The sequence below is a fragment of the Sulfitobacter sp. GN1-4 genome, assembly GCF_055693825.1.
Genome location: NZ_JBVFUQ010000003.1, coordinates 1,190,485 through 1,209,942, shown reverse-complemented (window position 1 = coordinate 1,209,942; position 19,458 = coordinate 1,190,485). Strand labels below are relative to the sequence as shown.

Below are 19,458 nucleotides of genomic sequence, written 5' to 3'. Positions count from 1 at the left end.
GATTACTCTGCCGCCTGGGCGATAGGCCGGGAGAACACCGTTTCATTTCCCGGCTCTGGGTGGCGCGGGATCAGCATGGAAAGCGCAAAGGAGGTCATGGCCATCGCCGCCGCCAGAAAGAACACCGCCGCTGGGGAAGCCAGCCAAAGCAAGCCCAGCGCAACCGGCAGAAAGACGGCCGCGATATGGTTGATGGTAAAGGCGACCGCAGCCGTCGGGGCAATGTCGGCAGGATCAGCGATCTTCTGAAAGTAAGTCTTCATCGCGAGCGCCAGTCCGAAAAAGAGGTGATCCAGCACATAAAGCGTAGCCGCAACCACAACACCCCAGCCCAGGTAATAGACCCCGCCATAGGCAAGAAAGACAATCGTCAGACCGATGTATTCAAATCCTAACGTCCGCCGTTCACCAAAAAACCCGACCGCCCGGCCCATCAAGGGGGCAAAGATGATGTTGGCCACCAGATTGATCAGATAAAGCGTAGTGATTTCATGCACCTGCCAGCCGAATTTTTCGACCATCATGAAGCCTGCGAAAACCACAAAGATCTGCCGCCGTGCGCCCGACATGAATTGCAGTGCATAATAAAGCCAATAGCGGCGGCGCAGGATCATCTTTTTGTTTTGGGGCGTGGGGGCTTCGAACTGCGGGTAGGCAAAAAGCGCAAAAAGCGCGATCAGCACGGTAACGCCGCCCCCCGCCAGATAAACCGCGTTATAAGACAGCCCCAGCGTTTCCCACAACGCAATGATGGCCAAATAGGCCACCAGCGTCGCCGCAGATCCCGCGGCCATGAGCCAGCCCAGAATGCGCGGGGCATCCTTGATCTTGAGCCACTGCAGCTGCAGCGATTGGTTCACCGTTTCATAATAGTGAAAGCCTATTGAGCTGAGCATCGTGATCATCAGAATGCCGCCCATTGACGGGAACCACGCGGTCACGGCGGTGGCAGCCCCCAGCAGAGCCAGGGAAATCAGCCCCAGCACCTGTTCTCGGATGAAAATGATCACGGCGATCACGCCAACGGCCAAAAAGCCCGGTATCTCACGCACGGTGTGCAAAAGCCCGATGTCAGAGCCGTCGAAATCAGCAACCTCCACCACAAAGTTGTTCAAAAGCGCAGACCAGGTGTTGAACGCAATTGGCATCGCCAAAGCCATCAAAAACAGCAATGCGATGGGTCTGCGCCAAAACGGCAAGGCTTGCGCCTGAGCAAGGGTGACGGGTTGGGCCATGGCTCAGCCTTACGCCTCCTGATCCGAAAAGACGAGGCGCAATTGCGCAGAGCCGCTGTGCGGTTGTGTAAAGGCGCGGGCCTAGTAAAAACTCTGCGGGTCGATATCCACAGCCAGACGCAAATCGCCCTTGGTCTGGACCTGTCCCACCCACCGCGCCAAGGCGTCTTGGAGAGGGGCGGTTTTCTTGGCTTTGACCAGCAACCGCACGCGGTGGCGCCCGCGGACGCGGGCGATCGGGGCGGGCGCAGGGCCAAACACCTGCGCGCCGATCTGGCGCATCGGGCCGTCCTGACGGGCCAGCACATTCCCCGCATCAAAGACCTGGGCGACATCTGTACCTGATAGAATAATCCCTGCCATGCGCCCGTAGGGCGGCACACCCGCCTGTTCCCGTTCTGCGGCCTCCGCTTTCCAGAACGCTTCTTCATCGCCTGCGATGATCGCGCGGATGACGGGGTGTTCCGGCTGGTAAGTCTGTAACAGGGCGGTGCCTGGGGCCTCTGCCCGTCCCGCGCGGCCCGCCACTTGGCGCATCAATTGAAAGGTGCGTTCTGCCGCGCGCAGGTCTGATCCTTGCAGGCCAAGGTCCGCGTCAATCACGCCGACCAAAGTGAGGTTGGGGAAATTATGGCCCTTGGCCACCAGCTGTGTGCCGATGACGATGTCGGCCTGCCCCTCTGCGATGCCCGCGATCTCTGCCTTGAGCGCGCGGGCGGATCCGTACATATCGGAGCTGAGCGTTGCGATGCGGGCCTCAGGCCAGATGGCGGCGGCCTCCTCACCCAGCCGTTCCACACCGGGACCAACCGCCGCCAGCTTGCCCTCTACCTCGCATGAGGGGCAGGCATCGGGCATGGGTTTGCTTTCACCGCATTGGTGGCACATCAGACGTTTCAGGAACCGATGCTCAACCATACGCGCGTCACAATGATCACAAGCGATCTGGTGCCCGCAAGCCCGACAAAGCGTGATCGGCGCATAGCCACGGCGGTTGATAAAGAGCATCGCTTGTTCGCCCTTCTCAACCCGTTTGTTCACTTCGGCCTGCAATTTGGGCGACACCCAGCGGTCTGCGGGCAGGCCTTCCGCGCGCATGTCGATGGCCCCCATCGTTGGCATCACCGCCGGTCCGAACCGTGAGGTGAGTTCCAAGCGTTTGTATTTGCCCGCCTCCGCGTTGGCCCAGGTTTCAAGGCTGGGAGTGGCAGAGGCCAAAACAACCTGCGCGCCGCAGATGGAGGCGCGCAGCACCGCCATATCGCGCGCATTATAAAGAACGCCCTCTTCCTGTTTGTAGGATGTGTCGTGTTCTTCATCGACCACAATCAGACCAAGGTTTTGGAACGGCAAAAACAGTGCTGAGCGCGCACCGATCACCAACTGACATTGCCCCTGCCCCACCATCCGCCAGATGCGGCGGCGTTCCGTCATTGTGGCACCCGAATGCCACTCAGCAGGTTTGGCCCCAAAACGTTCCTGCACGCGGGTCAAAAACTGCTCCGTCAGCGCAATCTCAGGCAGAAGCACCAGCGCTTGACGCCCCGCACTTAAAGCCGCAGCCACCGCTTCGAGGTAGACTTCTGTTTTGCCTGAGCCTGTCACCCCCCGCAAAAGCGTTGTGCCATAGCGCTCAGCCCGCACGCCTTCTGCCAGATAGGCGGCAGCACTTGCTTGATCATCGGTCAGCGGCTTGCCCGGCAGGCCCGGATCAAGACGCGCAAAAGGCAGATCGCGGGGGGCATCTTCTTCGCGCAGCGCCTCTTGCTTGGCCAGGCCCTTGACCACCGAGGTGGTCACACCGGCCATATCGGCCAGTTCTTTGAGGGTGAAGGACAAGTCACCGTAATCTTCCAGCACCGCCAACACGCGCCGACGCGCGTCGGTCATCTTTGCGGGCTCAGCTTCCCCCGGCGGTAAATCTTGCGCATTGATGGCGGATCCCCCAACCCCGGCGCGCGGGTCGCCAGCCGCAGCATCGCCGGCATTGGCGTCAGCGTGTAGGCCGCCGCGCGTTCCAGAAAACTGCGCATTTCACTGCGCATCGGGGCGGCATCAAGCGCGCGGATCACATGGCGGATCTTTGAGATATCATAATCGCCCTGCCCCGGCCCCCAGATCACCCCCAACACTTTGCGCGGGCCCAAAGGCACCTCGACAAATGCACCCAGCCAGCAGCCGCCTTCGGGCGCTTTGTAATCCAGCGTCCGGCCCAAAGGCTGGGTCGTCAGCACTGCGACAAGCGCGCCATGTTCGTAAAACTCAGGGACCTGCACCGGGGGGCTCCGCAACACCAAACAGAGATTGAGGGTTTAAGCATCGCAGATCATGCGGTAAAGCCAAGGCAGCCGCCTTTGTGTTAGCGATAACACCGCGATTTGGAGAGGGAGACCCATCGCATGAAGTTTTTTGTTGATACCGCTGAGATCGACGCCATTGCTGAGTTGAATGAACTGGGCATGGTAGATGGGGTGACCACCAATCCCTCACTGATCCTAAAATCAGGCCGTGACATCATGGAGGTCACCAAGGAAATCTGTGATCTGGTCGAAGGCCCCGTTTCTGCCGAAGTGGTCGCCCTTGAAGCCGAGGCGATGATTGCCGAGGGCCGCAAGCTAGCTGAAATCGCGGACAACATTACCGTGAAACTGCCGCTGACCTGGGACGGGCTGAAAGCCTGCAAAGTGCTTTCAAGCGAAGGCAAGATGGTCAACGTCACCTTGTGTTTCTCAGCCAATCAGGCGCTGTTGGCGGCCAAGGCGGGGGCCTCTTTCATCTCGCCCTTTATTGGCCGTTTGGACGACATTCATCTGGATGGCATGGACCTCATCGAAGACATCCGCACCATTTACGACAACTATGGCTTTAGCACCGAAATCCTCGCGGCCTCTATCCGATCGGTGAACCACGTGCAGGAATGTGCGCGCATTGGTGCAGACGTCATGACCGCCCCACCGGATGTGATCAAGAAACTGGCCACACACCCGCTGACTGACAAAGGTCTGGATCAGTTCATGAAAGATTGGGCGAAGACCGGTCAACAGATCTTGTGATCTGAGGCTCTGACAGGCTGTCCAAAAGCTGGCGCAGCTGAGCAGGGCTTAGGGGAAACATATGCGGGTATGGGGACTGTTTGCTGAACATGGTCTCCATATTGGCAGTCACTGCGCGCAATTTTAGGGGAAAGAGTGTGTGACACTCCCCGCCCTGGCGGCTGGGGTTAGGGCCACGTTAACGGGATGACGCCTATCCGCCACAGGTGACGAATTTGCAATCAGGGGGCAGATTTTGCCCCCGCCGCGTGCTATGCAACCCAAAACCGCCAAGAGATAAAAATGAGCAGCAAGCCAAAAATCGATGACGTCCTGCGGGAGGCGATCATTTCGCAACCGGATGTGATTCTGGATGACAACGATGTCATGCAGGCGCTGATTGCGGCCAATGAAAAGGCCATGGGCGGCAATATCGTGGATTTGCGCGGCATTGCGATGGAACGGCTGGAAGCGCGTCTGGACAGGCTGGAAGACACCCACCGTTCCGTGATTGCGGCGGCCTATGAAAACCTGGCGGGCACAAACCAGATCCACCGCGCGATTTTGCGCATGCTGGACCCGGTGGATTTTGAACCCTTCCTGCGTGATCTGGGCGGCGAAGTCGCAGACATCCTGCGCGTTGATGCGGTCAAGTTGGTGCTGGAATCAGTACAGAACGATGATGATCCGGCAGTGCAGCGGTTGGGCGATGTGCTCAGCGTAGCAGAGCCGGGTTTCATTGATGACTACCTCACCCAAGGGCGGGGCGGCACCGCGCGGCAAGTCACGTTGCGCAGTATCCAAAAGGGATCTGAGCAAATCTATGCGGGCAAGGCGGATTGGATGCGCTCTGAGGCCTGTTTGAAGCTGGATTTTGGCGACGGGCGTCTGCCGGGACTTTTGGTACTGGGTGCTGAAGATCCGCATATGTTCACGCCGCAGCAAGGCACAGATTTGCTGACCTTCTTCACCGGTGTCTTTGAGCGCGCGATGCGCCGTTGGTTGTCTTGAGCGAACCGGACATGTCCCATGACATAGGGCTGATCAGCCCGGCGGCGCGGGATGTGCTGCAAGGGTGGTTGAGCCATCAGCGGGCCTTGAAAGGGGCTGCTGAAAACACGATCACAGCCTATCAGGGCGATGTGGCCGATTTCCTGGCCTTCATCACAGAGCACAAAGGCGAACGTCAGGGCCTTGCAGCGCTGGCACAGATCACCATCAGCGACATGCGCTCCTGGATGGCGCGGACGCGCGGGCCAAATCTGGGGCCCCGTTCCATGGCGCGTAAGCTTTCAGCGGTCAAAGCGTTCTATCGCTGGCTGGCCGAACGCGAAGGGTTTGAGCCTACGGCAGTGCTTTCAGCCCGCGCGCCGAAGTTTCAAAAACGCCTACCCCGTCCCCTGGCCGTTGATGCCGCCAAAGCCATGATCGACTGCGTAGAGATCCAATCAGACCGCCCTTGGGTCTCAGCCCGCGATGTGGCGGTGTTGACGCTTCTTTGGGGCTGCGGGCTGCGCATTTCTGAGGCATTGGGCTTGCAGGGCAAGGATGCGCCATTGCCAGACAGCCTGCGCATCCTGGGCAAAGGGGGCAAGGAGCGTGTGGTGCCGGTCCTGCCTGCCGCCAAGCAGGCGGTGGCGGATTATCTGCGGCTTTGCCCCTACCCCCAAGAACGCGACGCGCCGCTTTTCCGTGCGATCCGGGGCGGGCCATTAAACGGACGGGCGATTTCCAAGGTGATGGCAGATGCGCGGATGCAGCTGGGCTTGCCCGCCACCGCGACCCCTCATGCCTTACGGCACAGCTTTGCGACCCATTTGCTGGATGCAGGCGGGGATTTGCGCGCCATTCAGGAGTTGCTGGGGCACGCGTCGCTTTCCACAACCCAGGCCTATACGGCTGTGGATACGGCGCGTTTGATGGAAGTCTACAACCGCGCGCATCCAAAAGCAGGGTAGCGCGCTTTCTTTGAAGAAAGCGGTGCGAAGCCTTTAAAGGCTTCGATAGGGCTCTTTGCAAAAAGCCGGGCTACCGCCCCAAGGTCTCGATGAATTCTTGTGCCGCCGCTGAGGGATCGGTTTGACCTGCGGCCACCTTAGCGCCCAAGGCCTCCAACGCCCCGCGCACCTGTGGCTCTTCCAATTGCGCCAGCAGCCGTTGTTTGACGTCTTCTGAGAACCAATAGCGCGCCTGCGCGGCCCGCGTCCTTTCCCAGAACCCCGCATTGCGACGCCAGTCCATCAAGGTTTGCATCTGCGTCCAAGCATCCTCCAACCCGTTCTCTTCAAGCGCGGATACTGTCATCGCGCAGGGGAACCCGTCGGGGTCTTGGGGCCGTTTGCGCAGCAGCCGCAAGGCCCCTGCATAATCCGCACAAGTACGGGTGGCTGCGGCTTTCAGATCACCGTCTGCCTTGTTGATCAAAATGACATCCGCCATTTCCATGATGCCGCGTTTGACGCCTTGCAACTCATCGCCGCCCGCTGGTGCCAGCAACAACAAGAAAAGGTCCGACATTTCAGCCACGACCGTTTCCGATTGCCCCACGCCAACGGTTTCGATCAACACAACGTCAAAGCCTGACGCCTCACACAGGCGCACCGCTTCGCGGGTGCGGCGGGCCACGCCGCCCAGGTGCGTTTGACTTGGCGAAGGACGGATGAACGCATTGGCCTCCCGGCTGAGAAGATCCATCCGCGTCTTATCCCCCAGGATGGACCCGCCTGAGCGGGAAGACGATGGATCAACGGCCAGAACAGCCACCCGCAGCCCTTTGCGGATCAACATCATCCCAAAGCTCTCGATGAATGTGGATTTCCCCACCCCCGGCGTGCCTGAAAGACCGATGCGCAGGGCTTGGCGGTCTTGGGGCAAGGCCGCCAGCAATGCAGCCGCCTCTGCGCGGTGATCGTGGCGACCTGATTCCACCAACGTGATGGCGCGGGCCAGCGCGCGGCGCTCTCCTGCGGTGATCCTTGCGGCTAAGTCTTGCGTATCCATGGCCCTGTTCTGCTGTCCTGTCTGCCGATTGTCCATCCCCTGCGCACCCCTTGGCCTTGCCCGCAGATTGATTGATAACCGCCCCATGTCTGACGCTTTGCCCATTGATGCCGTCCTGCCCGAAGTGATTGAGGTTTTGCGCCGTGCAGGACGGGTGGTGCTGCAGGCCCCGCCGGGGGCGGGCAAGACGACCCGCGTGCCTTTGGCCATGCTGGAGGCGTCAGTGACTGGGGGTAAGATCCTGATGCTGGAGCCGCGCCGCCTGGCCGCGCGCGCGGCAGCGGAACGGATGGCGCAGACCTTGGGCGAGCCTGCAGGGCAGACCGTCGGCTACCGGATGCGCGGGGCCTCAACCGTCAGCGCTGCGACGCGCATTGAGGTGGTGACCGAAGGCATCCTGACGCGGATGCTGCAAGACGCGCCTGACTTGCCCGGTGTCGGGGCGGTGATCTTTGATGAATTTCACGAACGATCCTTGAACGCTGATTTGGGCCTGGCGCTGTGTCTAGAGGTCGCCGAGGCGCTGCGCGATGACCTGTTGCTGGTCGCCATGTCCGCCACGCTGGAGGCCGCCCCCGTCGCCGCCCTGATGTCGGCCCCTGTTGTAACGTCAGAAGGCCGGACTTTTCCCGTCACACCCAAATGGCTTGAGCGGCCCATAGGCAAACAACGGCTTGAAGAAGCCACAGCCGATTTGGTCTGCAAGGCGCTGGCCGAGGCCCCAGGCTCTGCCCTGGTTTTCCTCCCCGGTGAGGGCGAGATCCGGCGCACCGAAGCCCTATTGTCTGCCCGCTTGGCACCCGATTGCGTAATTGCCCCCCTATTTGGCGCGATGGATCTGAAAGCGCAGCGCCGGGCGATTGAGCCTGTGCGGGACGGGCGAAAAGTTGTACTGGCCACCTCCATTGCGGAGACATCCCTGACCATCGAAGGCATTCGGATTGTCGTGGATGCAGGGCGCGCGCGGCGGGCGCGGTTTGATGCGGCCTCGGGCATGTCGCGGCTGGTGACAGAGAAAGTGACGCGTGCAGAGGCCACCCAGCGCGCAGGCCGCGCGGGACGTATCAGCGCAGGGGTGGCCTACAAGCTTTGGACAAAAGGCGAAGACGGTGCGCTGGCCGCCTATCCCCCTGCCGAGATTGAGGCGGGCGATCTGACGGGATTTGCGCTTGAGCTTGCGGCCTGGGGAACGGATGCGGCGGATTTATCTTTCGTGACGCCCCCACACGACGGGCGTCTGGCTGAGGCCCGCACGGTTTTGCACATGCTGGACGCTCTTGATGCGCAGGGCCGCATCACCACGCATGGCCGGGCGATTGCGCGGATGCCCTTGCATCCGCGGCTGGCCCATATGGTCAGCCGAGGGGGGACTGTTGCGCCTACCTTTGCCGCGCTTCTGGCAGAGCGTGACCCGATGCGCGGCGCGGGCGTGGATCTGGCTCTGCGGATGGCGGCCATCGCGGGCAAAGACACGCCGCTGCCGCCCCATACCCCGACCCTGGCGCGCATCCGGCAAGAGGCTAAACGTTTGACCAAAGGCCACCGCGCAGAGGGGCCGGAGGACATCGGCGCGCTTGCGGCACTGGCCTATCCAGACCGGGTAGGACTGCGCCGCAAAGGGGACGCGCCCCGATTTGTCCTCTCAGGTGGCAAAGGGGCCATCCTGCCCGAAGGCGATGCCCTGGCCGGGGCCAGATTGATCGTCGCCACCGATCTTGACGGCGATCCCCGAGAGGCCAAGGTGCGCCAGGCGGCAGTCATCAGCGATGCACATTTGCGCGCCCTTTTTACCGATCAGATCACCTGGCAGGATCTGTGTCTTTGGTCCAAACGCGAAGGCCGCGTGCTGACCCGGCGGCAAGAGCGGTTTGGTGCTTTGGTGCTGGAGGACAGGCTATGGCCCGATGCCCCGCAAGAGGCCATCGCGGTCGCGATGCTGGAGGGGGTGCGCCAACTGGGGATGCGTCCCGGCAAAGGCGCTGCACGTTTCCTGGCCCGCGCGCGGCTGATGGATGACGCGTTTCCAGACTTTAGCGAGACGCATTTGATGGAGACTTTGGAGGATTGGCTGCTGCCCCATCTGGGCGGCGTGAAAAGTGCCGCTGATTGGAAAGGTTTTGATCTGTTGCCAGCCCTGCGGGCGCGGCTGAGCTGGGAGCAGCAACAGGCGCTTGACCGCGCCGCTCCCGGACATTTTGAAACACCACTGGGCCGTCAGGTCGCGATCGACTATGACGGCGACGCCCCTCAGATCGCGCTGCGGCTGCAAGAGCTTTTTGGCGTGACCCGCCACCCCCAAGTGGCTGGGCAGCCGCTGAAAATCACGCTGCTGTCCCCCGCGCAACGCCCCGTTCAAGTGACCATGGATCTGCCGGGGTTCTGGACCAGCTCATATGCGGATGTGCGCAAAGACATGCGCGGGCGCTATCCCAAACACCCCTGGCCAGAGGACCCCACAGTGGCCGATCCCACGCTGCGCGCCAAGCCAAGGGGGCGCTGACGGCGGCATGTGGATCAACAGGATGCCAAAGAGTTTCGTTTGAAAGCGCGGTCGGTCAGTCGTTGTCCGTCAGCCCAGCGCCCGCACCAGACAAACGAGAGGCCGCAGTTTCGGGCACAAAAGTCTTTGCCGCCAGCCTGTTCAAAAGACTTGCCAGATCGTCAGGCAAATCAACCCGCGTGACCACCGGCGCGGCATTCGGTCGGGTGAGGAAAGCGGTGACCTCTAGGCCCCCTGCGTTTTGGATCACATCGGTCGCAAAGGGTTGCGCGCTGAGATAGCTTTGCATGAGCGACAAAGGGCCTGCGGGTGCCAGATGCCCTTGGGCCTCACCATCTTGCGAGCGCTCCAACAGACGGGACAACAGGAGCGGCATTTCCAAGATCGGACCACCCGGCAGCGCGTTCAGAGCGGCAACCAGATCGGCAGAGATCCTTGCCCAACGCAAGATGGTGCAGCGCCGCCTGCCCAAAGGCGGCGGCTTGCCCGGCGGGGGCCCCTGCCCCGCGCGCGGCTTTGCCCACAAGGGCCATCACCTCATTGGCAGAAACCTTCATGCCGCAAAGACCGGCAACCACCAATCATCCGCCTCGTCCTGCAGCTCATCTGCCAAGGGGGCGCCCTGACAGAGCGTGATCCGGGTCCAGCGGTCTGATTTGGGATCGAACTTAGACGCACCAAAGAACGACAATTTGCAGCGCAGCATGTCGATCGGCAAACAGCTGGTGGCAATCAGGTTGTCCTGGATTTCGGCGTAGGGATAGCGCGTGCCGATCTGGACCCGTGACAGGGCCAAGCCATGGTCGGGATGTGCCGCCAACAGATCCGACACCGCCATATTTTGTGAAGGCAGATCTGCATAAAGCGCCTTGATCCGGCGGCCAATGTCGAGAGGGCTTTCTAATGCGGCACCGTCTTCTTCAAATCGCAACCCCAGACGGGGTTCCTGCTTGGCCTCAGAGACATACCAGAACTGGCCACAGTTCTCGGGCGCGTCATAGTCGGGGATCAGCGCCCAGGGGAAATGGGCCTCAATATGCTGGCGCAGCGTTTGGGTGTCTTTCAGCGGTATGCTCAGGGCCCCAAAGGGATCGCCCATACAGTCCGTCAGCCCATCTACCAGATCGCCAAAAGGCTCCAGCACAAGGGCCACGGCCAGCTCTTGCACGTCACAACTTGCCCCCTCAAGCGATTGCATCAGCGCCTCAAGGGGGAAGGGGACGGAGAAATCAAAGCGGGCGCTGGCCTTGGCCCAATCGGTGCGCAGCGTCTCAATTCGGGCCTGGTGTTCTGGGTCAGGCACTTCCCATTCCGCCAGATGGCGCGCGGCGCGCGCGGCAAGCGTGCTTAACCGGTCCTGTTGTTCAGGCGTCAGCGTTTCAAGCGCGCGCACCCGTGCCAGCGCCGTTTCGCGCGCCAACATCCAGTTGTTCAAAAGCACCGGATGGGTCACCAGAAACGGTGCCATCCCAAGGCCTGTGGAGTTCCCAATCCCCAAATGCCGCTTAAGCGCCCGGTCAAGCGGTGCGCCGCCCACGTGTTCCACGAGATCATGGGTAAAGTGCCGGATCAGCCAAACGGTGAGCATTTCAGCCGCGAACGGCCCTTCAACACCGGGGCGGTCGTGAAAAAGGTTCCGGTCGGCGATGCCAAATTTGCCGTTGCCATAAACGGCTGTCGTGCGCATCAGATAGCCCACATCGCGGATCATCTGGCGGTCAGGCTGGCGCCCGGCGCGCAGGGCCTCAACCACATGGGCAAAAAGGCGCACAGATTTGTTGGCCCGGCTTAGGATCAGATCACGTTCGGTAAAGCGCGCAGCCTCTTGCCGGGGGCAGCAGCGGTGATGCGCGCGATCTCATCCGCATCGGGCACGCCGTCATAAAGGACATAGGCACTGTCCCAAGCGGTGGCGATCACCCGGTCGGTGCGCAGCTCAGGCGGCAGGTCGGTGGAGACGGCGACCAATGAATAGGTGTGCCCGCCCAGGGTGACCGAATAGACCGCATGACCAAAACCGTCTTTGCACATCTCCCACACGGGTCGCGATACGGTCACCTTTTCGGCCGCCATCCGGCGGGTCAGCGCACGCAAAAAGCTGAGCCGCGTGGGGAACATGGATCCCATACGAGCAAGCCGCATCACAGTGGATGGTGGACGCAGCGGACCTTCTGGTGGGAGCTGGATGTCTTTCATTGCGGACCAAAGCTTTCTTCATAAAAGCGGTGCCAATTGCCGCCCATGATGCCGTCTGTCTCAGCCTCAGACAGGCCCACCGCCAAAAGCCCGCGCCGGATGTTGCCAAAATCGCGGTTGTCGTGGAACCATTCTGGCATTGGCGGGAAACCTGCATTGCTGGCTGAGCCTTCGCCGTAGTCGATCACCTTGCTCCAGCGCCCGACCCGCATCCATTCAACCACGCTGTCAGGCTGGTCTTGGCAGAGGTCAGTTCCGATGCCCAAATGCTGCGCGCCATATCGCTCCGCAGCCTCCGCCACCATGGCGCAAAAGCTGTCCAAGGTGCACTCGGTGCCGCCCGCAAGGTGGTGAGGGTAGACCGAAAAGCCCAACATGCCGCCCGCTTGGGTCAGCGCCTTTAGCACGGTGTCTGATTTGTTGCGCAAAGCCGGGTGCCACCAATGCGGGTTGGCATGGGTGATGGCAATGGGGCGCGTGGCGTGCTCAATCGCCTCCAGCGTAGAGCGTTCGGCGGAATGGCTCATGTCCACCACCATGCCGACCCGGTTCATTTCGCGCACCACCTGTTTGCCCATCCGGGTAAGGCCTGTGTCATCCTCTTCATAACAGCCCGTCGCAAGCAAAGACTGATTGTTATAGGTCAGCTGCATGAAGCGGATGCCCAGCTGGTGGCAAATCTCAACCAGGCCAATGTCATCTTCGATGGGGCTTGGGTTTTGAAACCCAAAGAAGATCGCGGTGCGGCCCTCTTGCTGCGCGCGGGTGACATCTGATGCGGTCAGCCCTTTGAAAATCAGGTCTGGATGCTCTTCGAACCAGCGGTTCCATTGCTCCAGGTTCAGCACCATTTCCCGAAAGCTTTCGTGATAGGCGATGGTGACATGGACCGCGTCCACGCCGCCCTCACGCATCTGCTCAAAAATGCGCGGTGAGAAATTGGCGTATTGCAGGTTGTCGATCAGGGGTGTGTTCATGCTCAGGACTTTACGGAAAGCGCGCCGACGCTCAATGCAAAATACGACATGCTATGACGCGTGGGGGACCCTCGCGCCGCAAGCCGCTTGACCTGCGGCCCTTTCCCCGGTTCTGTCACGGGAAAGGAGCCTGCTGTGCCTCAGTCCATTGAATACTTTTATTCGGCCCATTCCGCCTATGCCTATCTGGGCGCATGGGAGCTGGAGCGTATTGCAGCGCAGGCTGGCGCGCAGGTGGTGCACCGGCCCTTTGATTTCCTGCCCGTGGTTGAGGCCGCGCGCAGCCCCGCATTCAAGGACCGCACAGCGGCGCATATTGACTATTTCTTTGGCCGCGAACTGGTGCGCTGGGCGGAGATCCGCGGCCTGCCCATCATGCGCGTTCGTCCTACGCATCACGACAACCCGCTTGGGCTGGCCAATGGTGCCATTATTGCGGCCAAGCGGAACCAGGTGCAACTGAGCCAGGCGCTGTTGCAGGCACATTGGCGCGATGATGCGGATTTGGCCGATACAAACACGATTGCGCGGCTTGCTGATGGCTGCGGCCTGGATGGGGCGGCTCTGGTGACGGCCGCGCAAAGTGACGCGGTTCAGGCGCAACACAAGGCCAACACCGACGAAGCCATTGCGCGCACTGTCTTTGGATCGCCCACCTATTTTGTCGGCGGCGACATGTTCTATGGGCAGGACCGATTGTTCATGGTGGAAAAGGCATTGGAACAGCCGTTTCAGGTTTAGAAAGGAAAGCAATGACAGCCGAACACGCGACCTATGATGTGGTGATCGTTGGCGGTGCCATCTATGGCTCTTCACTGGCCTGGTGGCTGACACAGATGCCCGGCTTTGACGGGCGCGTTCTGGTGGTGGAGCGGGATCCAAGCTATGAATTCGCCTCAACCAGCCACACCAATTCCTGCATCCGCCAGCAATTTTCAAACAAAACCAACATCCAGATTTCCCAGTTTGGCGCAGAGTTCATAAAGAACTTCCGCCACTTCATGGGCGATGCGCCGGATGTGCCCGATCTGGTGCTGCAAAGTTACGGATACCTCTATCTGGCAGACACTGACGGCTTTGCGCAGACCTTGAAAGAGGCCCAAGGCCTGCAAATGGCGCTGGGCGCGCAGACCCGGCACATGAGCCGCGAAGAGATCGCGGCGGAATATCCCTTCTACCAGCTGGATGATATCGTTGCGGGCAATCACAACACGGTGGATGAGGGGTATTTTGACGGCGGCACCATGTTTGACTGGTTCAAACGTATGGCCCGCCGAAATGGGGTGGAATACATCCACGACACTGTGGTGGACATGACGTTGAATGACCCAGGCACTGCAGTGCAAAGCGTCACACTGCAATCTGGTCAAAGCGTTGGGTGCGGCGTCGTCGTCAACGCCTCTGGTCCCAGGGCGGTTGCCACAGCGCGCATGGCCGGGCTGGAACTGCCAGTCCGTCCGCGTAAACGCTATACCTATATCTTTGATGCCGCGCGCCCCTTGGACCGTGATCTGCCACTGACCATCGACCCGTCGGGCGTTCATATGCGGTCTGAGGGGCGGTACTACCTTGCTGGTTGTCCCCCCGATGAAGACCCGGACGTCGCATTCGACGATTTCGCATTTGATCACGCGCTTTGGCAAGACAAGGTCTGGCCGGCCATCGCGACCCGCGTGCCGGCATTCGAAGAGGTCAAGGTCATCAATGAGTGGGTGGGGCATTATGCCTATAACACCTTCGATCAGAATGCGGTGATCGGACCTCACACAAAGGTAGGCAATTTCTTGTTTTTGAACGGATTTTCCGGCCACGGGTTGCAGCAATCCCCCGCCATGGGCCGCGGGCTTGCTGAGTGGATTTCATATGGTTCTTACCGCACGCTTGATCTGACCCCGTTCAACTATGCCCGCATTGAGGAAAAGGTCCCCTTCGTGGAGAAAGCGGTCATCTAAACCTGCTGAAAATGTTCAAGAACAAGGCAATGGGGCGCGAATAACCGCTTGAAGGGTCAAAATTGCGCCACAGTCCTTGGGCACATTGAACCCGTTCCCCTAGCGCCGCTGGCCGCCGTCTTACGCACACCAAACGGACGGCTCCAGCGGCGCATAAATCTGTTACCGAGTAAGATGCACCAGATGAAAGACATAGCAGACCAAATCCCCGGCATTGAGCAGGTGAAGTTCCGTTTTCTGGAAATGCTGCATGAGCGTCAGAAGAACATCGCTGCGCATGCGGTTAGTGCATGGGACGGCAAATCCTCGGAAGAGATCAATGAACACCTTTCAGGGGCGCAGAAGATCTTGCATCAAATCTCAGGCACGGCGGGATCTTTGGGTTTCGCAACGCTTGGCGATGCGGCCAGCTTTTGTGAAAACGAGATTTTGGTGCACCTGGCCAGCCCAGAGGCGCAGGACGCCACCTGCCCCGGCGGCCTGATTGTTCAACTGGACCAGTTTGTCGTGGATTGCTGCGCGCTGCTGGAAGACGCGGGACAATTAGCGGACCAACCTGGCACGCCGCTCTAGCCGCGATGGCCCCGGTGCGATTTCCGACAGACCTTAGACTTTCGCAAGAATGGTTTTGATCTCTTCGGGCAAGCTCATTGGATCGAACGGCTTGCTGATGACATCCACCCGGTGAAGGGCGCGCAGGGCGGCCACGTCTTCGTCCCTTGTGCGTGCCGTCATGAAAATTGCTGGCGTTTCGCTGAGATGCGGCACTTTCCTGATTTCTTCGAGCGTTTCCGGCCCCGTCAGGCCCGGCATCATCATGTCAATCAAGATCACGTCCGGTGTGAAGGTCTCAATCTGCGCCACCGCCGCCTGACCATCTTCGCTTTGAACAATTTCAAATTCGCCGGTCAAAGACAGCGACAAATTCGCAATCTCACGGATGTCGGCATCATCTTCGACATGAAGTAGTTTTATCATCGCGGCCCCCCGACCCTGCGTTGGCCTGCGGTCTGCAGCTTCCAACTTTCTGTGTTGGCAAGGTCACGCACGGCGGTTGACGTGGCGGTATGCCCAACCCCTACGGTGCTAACGCATTGCGCGCTTGGGTTGCAAGAGCCTTGTAAGTATCTGGCGAAAATCACTATTCCCGCCAGGCGGGAATTACCATCCTGCTCGCCGCCCCGAAGCCAGTCAGATGGACGCAGGCCGCAGCATCCGCTACCATCGCGATAAGACGGGAGGAATTGGCAAAGCAGGGGAATGCGGCAGTGCGCTGTCGCATCGACGTGATGCCGTTTTCCCGATCAAGTAACCGCCCTACCGGTTCCCTGGCGAAAGGAAGCAAAGTGTCTGAAACATCTGCGACCAAAGAATCCAAGCTTGAACGCATCCCGATGCCTGACAAGGCCCCGCTGCTGGGCAATGTGCTGTCCGTCAACAAGGACCAGCCGCTGCAAAGCCTGATGGATCTAACGCGTGAGTTGGGGCCGATCATCAGAATGGACATGATGGGCACACCGATGGTGATCGCCTCAGGCCATGATCTGGTGGACGAACTTTGCGATGAAAGCCGTTTTGACAAAGCGGTGCGCGGCTCTTTGCGCAGGGTGCGCGCGATTGGCGGGGACGGGCTTTTTACGGGCGACACGCAAGAGCCCAATTGGCAAAAGGCGCATAACATCCTGTTGCCCACCTTCTCACGGCAAGCGATGTCAAACTACATGCCGATGATGCAGGACGTGGCCAGCCAACTCTGCATGAAATGGGAGCGGATGAACGCCGATGATGAGATCGACGTTGTCCACGACATGACCGCTGTTGCGCTGGATACGATCGGCATCTGTGGCTTTAACTACCGCTTCAACTCTTTCTACCGGGAGGATTATCACCCTTTCATCAACGCGCTGACCCGCACGTTGGAGACCTGCATGATGCAGCGCGGCCTGCCGTTTGAGCAAACGCTGCTGAAACGCCGGTTGGACCAGATGGACAAAGACGTGGCTTACATGAACAAGCTCGTTGATGACATCATCGCTGAGCGGCGCAAGACCGGCGGGTCAGGTGAAAACGATCTGCTGAACTACATGCTGGAAGGCGTGGACAAAGAAACTGGTGAGACGCTGCCAGACGAAAACATCCGCTACCAGATCAACACCTTCCTGATCGCAGGGCATGAAACGACAAGCGGGCTGATGTCCTTTACGCTTTATTACCTGCTGCAACACCCAGATGTGCTGGCCAAAGCCTATGAGGAAGTTGACCGCGTGCTGGGCCGTGACATCAGCCAGGTGCCGACGCTTAAACAGGTGAACCAGCTGCAATACGTCAGCCAGATCCTGTATGAGGCCCTACGCCTTTGGCCAACAGCCCCCGCGTTCTCAGTCTATCCCTATGAGGATGAGGTGATTGGCGGCAAATATAAGCTCAAGAAACGCACCTTTACGACCGTGCTGACCCTGATGTTGCACCGGGATAAGGAAATCTGGGGGGATAACCCGGATGACTTTAACCCAGATCATTTCAGCAAAGAGGCCGTCGCGGCCCGTCCGGTAAATGCCTACAAGCCCTTCGGCAACGGGCAGCGGGCCTGCATCGGACGCCAGTTTGCGATGCAAGAAGCGGTGCTGGTGATGGGGATGATCCTGCAACGGTTCGATTTGATCGATCACACCAATTATGAGCTGAAAATCAAGGAATCGATGTCCATCAAGCCTGATGGCTTCAAGATGAAAGTGCGGATGCGCGGGGACGTGACCCGCTCCACCCTCGTGCCAGGTCAGGTGCCTGATGGTGAAAAATCAGGGGGGCTGACGGACAGTGCGAACCGGCCCAGCCACGGAACACCGGCCTTGGTTCTTTATGGCTCAAACCTGGGCACAACTGAGGAATATGCCCGTGATCTTGCACGCTCTGCCGATCAGAACGGGTTTGACGTCACTTTAGGAGAGCTTGATGCCTACACTGGCAAGCTGCCCCGCGACGGCGTGGTGCTGATTGCCTGTGCCTCCTACAATGGCGTGCCACCGGACAATGCGCAGAAGTTTGTCGAATGGCTGCAATCAGCAGAACCCGGCAGCGCGCAAGGCGTGAACTTTGCCGTCTTCGGGTGCGGGCACAGCGATTGGGCTGCAACGTTCCAGGCCACGCCGCGCGCGATTGATGCGCAGCTTGAGGCCCTGGGGGCAACCCGCGTCATTGACCGCGCCGAAGGCGACGCGCGGGACGACATTGATGAACAATTCGAAGCCTGGGCAGGTCCCATTTGGGGCAACATAGCGCAGCACCTCGGGCTTGAGATTGATCTGGATGGCGGCTCCGCCGCCGCACCGCTTTATGAAGTGGAGGTGCTGTCAGGGGCCGAAGCGAACCCCGTCGCCGCCGCAGCAGGGGCAAAACCGGTTGTGGTTGCAGCAAACAAAGAGCTGCAGAATGTCGCCGCCTCTCACCGCTCCACCCGACACATCGAGATTGAGCTGGCAGCGGGCATGACCTACCAGTCCGGCGATCACCTAAGCGTTGTGCCGCGCAATTCAGACGCCCTTGTGGGCCGCGTGCTGCGCCGCTTTGGGTTTGGTGCTGATACACAGATCCGTCTGAGCACGTCTGCCGAGGAGCATTCGCAACTGCCCACAGGGGCCGCGATGAATGCTGCCAAGCTGCTGACAGAACAGGTGGAATTGCAGGCCGTGGCCTCTCGCAAGGATGTTGCCACGCTGGCGCGCCATACCGATTGTCCAAAATCCAAACCCGCGCTGGAGGCCTTGGCCGGGGAGGACTACAAACCTGCCGTCCAGCAAAAGCGTTTGTCTGTGCTGGATTTGGTTGAGCAGTTCCCCGCTTGTGAAGTGCCCTTTGGTGTATTCCTGGAGCTGATGCCGGTTATGACACCGCGCTACTATTCGATCTCATCCTCGCCCCTGAACGATCCTGCGACATGCGCCATCACCGTTGGGGTGGTGGATGACCCGGCGATCTCGGGGCTGGGACAGTTCAAAGGCGTCTGTTCGAACTTCCTCGCAGACAGCCCAGAGGGCACGACCTTGCACGCAAGCCTGCGCGGCACCAGCGACGGCTTCCGCCTGCCAGACGATCCTGCAGCCCCTGTGATTATGGTCGGGCCAGGAACCGGCATCGCGCCATTTCGCGGCTTCTTACAAGAGCGGGCCGCGCAAAAGGCGGCGGGTAAGTCGCTTGGCCAGGCCATGCTCTTTTTCGGGTGCCGCCACCCGGATCAGGACTTCATCTATCAAACAGAGCTGGAGCAATACGCCGCCGATGGCATTGCCGATTTGCACGTGGCGTTCAGCCGTGCCGAGAAATCAAAGGTCTATGTCCAGGATGTGATCCGCCAGCAGCGGGATGCCATCTGGGCGCTGCTTGAAAAAGGGGCCAAGGTCTTTGTCTGTGGCGATGGCAGCCGGATGGAACCTGATGTGCGCCGCGCCTTGACCCTGATCTATCAGGAGGAAAAAGACGTCAGCGCAGAGGCCGCAGATGCCTGGATGGAGCAGATGATGTCTGAGGACCGTTATGTCCTGGATGTTTGGGCGTCGGTCTAGGGGCGGT

General features: G+C 60.0%; 13 protein-coding genes and 2 pseudogenes. 8 read left to right on the top strand and 7 right to left on the bottom strand.

Going from position 1 to position 19,458, the window contains the following annotated elements; all coding sequences use genetic code 11:
* Positions 1–2 precede the first annotated feature (2 nt).
* Positions 3–1,235: an MFS transporter gene (locus tag ACZ1HM_RS06420; RefSeq protein ID WP_472742038.1), complete on the bottom strand. Its 1,233-nt coding sequence runs from the start codon at positions 1,233–1,235 to the stop codon at positions 3–5.
* A gap of 81 nt (positions 1,236–1,316) precedes the next feature.
* Positions 1,317–3,511, bottom strand: a pseudogene (locus tag ACZ1HM_RS06415) (primosomal protein N').
* A gap of 123 nt (positions 3,512–3,634) precedes the next feature.
* Here ACZ1HM_RS06415 and fsa point away from each other — a divergent pair.
* From fsa to ACZ1HM_RS06400, 3 genes are all read left to right on the top strand, one after another.
* Positions 3,635–4,288 (top strand): fructose-6-phosphate aldolase, encoded by a 654-nt coding sequence (gene fsa, locus ACZ1HM_RS06410; RefSeq protein WP_472742037.1) that lies wholly within the window; start codon positions 3,635–3,637, stop codon positions 4,286–4,288.
* 282 nt (positions 4,289–4,570) lie between these two features.
* Positions 4,571–5,278 (top strand): DUF484 family protein, encoded by a 708-nt coding sequence (locus tag ACZ1HM_RS06405; RefSeq protein WP_472742036.1) that lies wholly within the window; start codon positions 4,571–4,573, stop codon positions 5,276–5,278.
* Positions 5,279–5,289: 11 nt separating this feature from the next.
* Positions 5,290–6,225, top strand: coding sequence for a tyrosine recombinase XerC (locus ACZ1HM_RS06400; protein ID WP_472742035.1), 936 nt, complete (start codon positions 5,290–5,292; stop codon positions 6,223–6,225).
* Between the two features lie 70 nt (positions 6,226–6,295).
* Here ACZ1HM_RS06400 and meaB read toward each other — a convergent pair whose 3' ends face one another.
* Entirely contained in the window at positions 6,296–7,267 is a 972-nt protein-coding gene (gene meaB, locus ACZ1HM_RS06395) for a methylmalonyl Co-A mutase-associated GTPase MeaB (RefSeq protein WP_472742034.1), read from the bottom strand.
* Between the two features lie 85 nt (positions 7,268–7,352).
* Here meaB and hrpB point away from each other — a divergent pair, with 85 nt between their 5' ends.
* On the top strand, positions 7,353–9,767 hold the full coding sequence (hrpB, locus tag ACZ1HM_RS06390; RefSeq protein WP_472742033.1) for an ATP-dependent helicase HrpB: 2,415 nt from the start codon (positions 7,353–7,355) through the stop codon (positions 9,765–9,767).
* A gap of 55 nt (positions 9,768–9,822) precedes the next feature.
* Here hrpB and ACZ1HM_RS06385 read toward each other — a convergent pair whose 3' ends face one another.
* The 3 genes and pseudogenes from ACZ1HM_RS06385 to ACZ1HM_RS06375 all read right to left on the bottom strand — a co-directional run bounded on the left by ACZ1HM_RS06385 (position 9,823) and on the right by ACZ1HM_RS06375 (position 12,940).
* The gene (locus tag ACZ1HM_RS06385) at positions 9,823–10,215 is read right to left on the bottom strand and encodes a hypothetical protein (RefSeq protein WP_472742032.1); all 393 of its coding nucleotides are present in this window, start codon (positions 10,213–10,215) and stop codon (positions 9,823–9,825) included.
* Positions 10,216–10,320: 105 nt separating this feature from the next.
* Positions 10,321–11,963 (bottom strand): annotated as a pseudogene (locus ACZ1HM_RS06380) (hypothetical protein).
* Positions 11,960–12,940: a membrane dipeptidase gene (locus ACZ1HM_RS06375; protein ID WP_472742031.1), complete on the bottom strand. Its 981-nt coding sequence runs from the start codon at positions 12,938–12,940 to the stop codon at positions 11,960–11,962. The pseudogene ACZ1HM_RS06380 and the gene ACZ1HM_RS06375 overlap by 4 nt, the downstream one beginning before the upstream one ends.
* Before the next feature lie 135 nt (positions 12,941–13,075).
* On the opposite strand from ACZ1HM_RS06375, the gene ACZ1HM_RS06370 reads away from it, so the two are divergent.
* From ACZ1HM_RS06370 to ACZ1HM_RS06360, 3 genes are all read left to right on the top strand, one after another.
* On the top strand, positions 13,076–13,681 hold the full coding sequence (locus ACZ1HM_RS06370) for a DsbA family protein (RefSeq protein WP_472742030.1): 606 nt from the start codon (positions 13,076–13,078) through the stop codon (positions 13,679–13,681).
* Between the two features lie 11 nt (positions 13,682–13,692).
* The gene (locus ACZ1HM_RS06365) at positions 13,693–14,892 is read left to right on the top strand and encodes an NAD(P)/FAD-dependent oxidoreductase (protein WP_472742029.1); all 1,200 of its coding nucleotides are present in this window, start codon (positions 13,693–13,695) and stop codon (positions 14,890–14,892) included.
* Between the two features lie 183 nt (positions 14,893–15,075).
* Entirely contained in the window at positions 15,076–15,465 is a 390-nt protein-coding gene (locus ACZ1HM_RS06360; RefSeq protein ID WP_472742028.1) for a phosphorelay protein, read from the top strand.
* A gap of 33 nt (positions 15,466–15,498) precedes the next feature.
* Here the strand turns inward: ACZ1HM_RS06360 and ACZ1HM_RS06355 are convergent, their stop codons facing one another.
* Positions 15,499–15,870 carry a response regulator gene (locus ACZ1HM_RS06355; protein ID WP_472742027.1) on the bottom strand — a complete coding sequence of 124 codons (372 nt, stop codon included), beginning with the start codon at positions 15,868–15,870 and terminating at the stop codon, positions 15,499–15,501.
* A 368-nt stretch (positions 15,871–16,238) separates the two neighbouring features.
* Between ACZ1HM_RS06355 and ACZ1HM_RS06350 the strand changes: the two genes are divergently transcribed.
* Entirely contained in the window at positions 16,239–19,451 is a 3,213-nt protein-coding gene (locus tag ACZ1HM_RS06350) for a bifunctional cytochrome P450/NADPH--P450 reductase (protein ID WP_472742026.1), read from the top strand.
* Positions 19,452–19,458 lie beyond the last annotated feature (7 nt).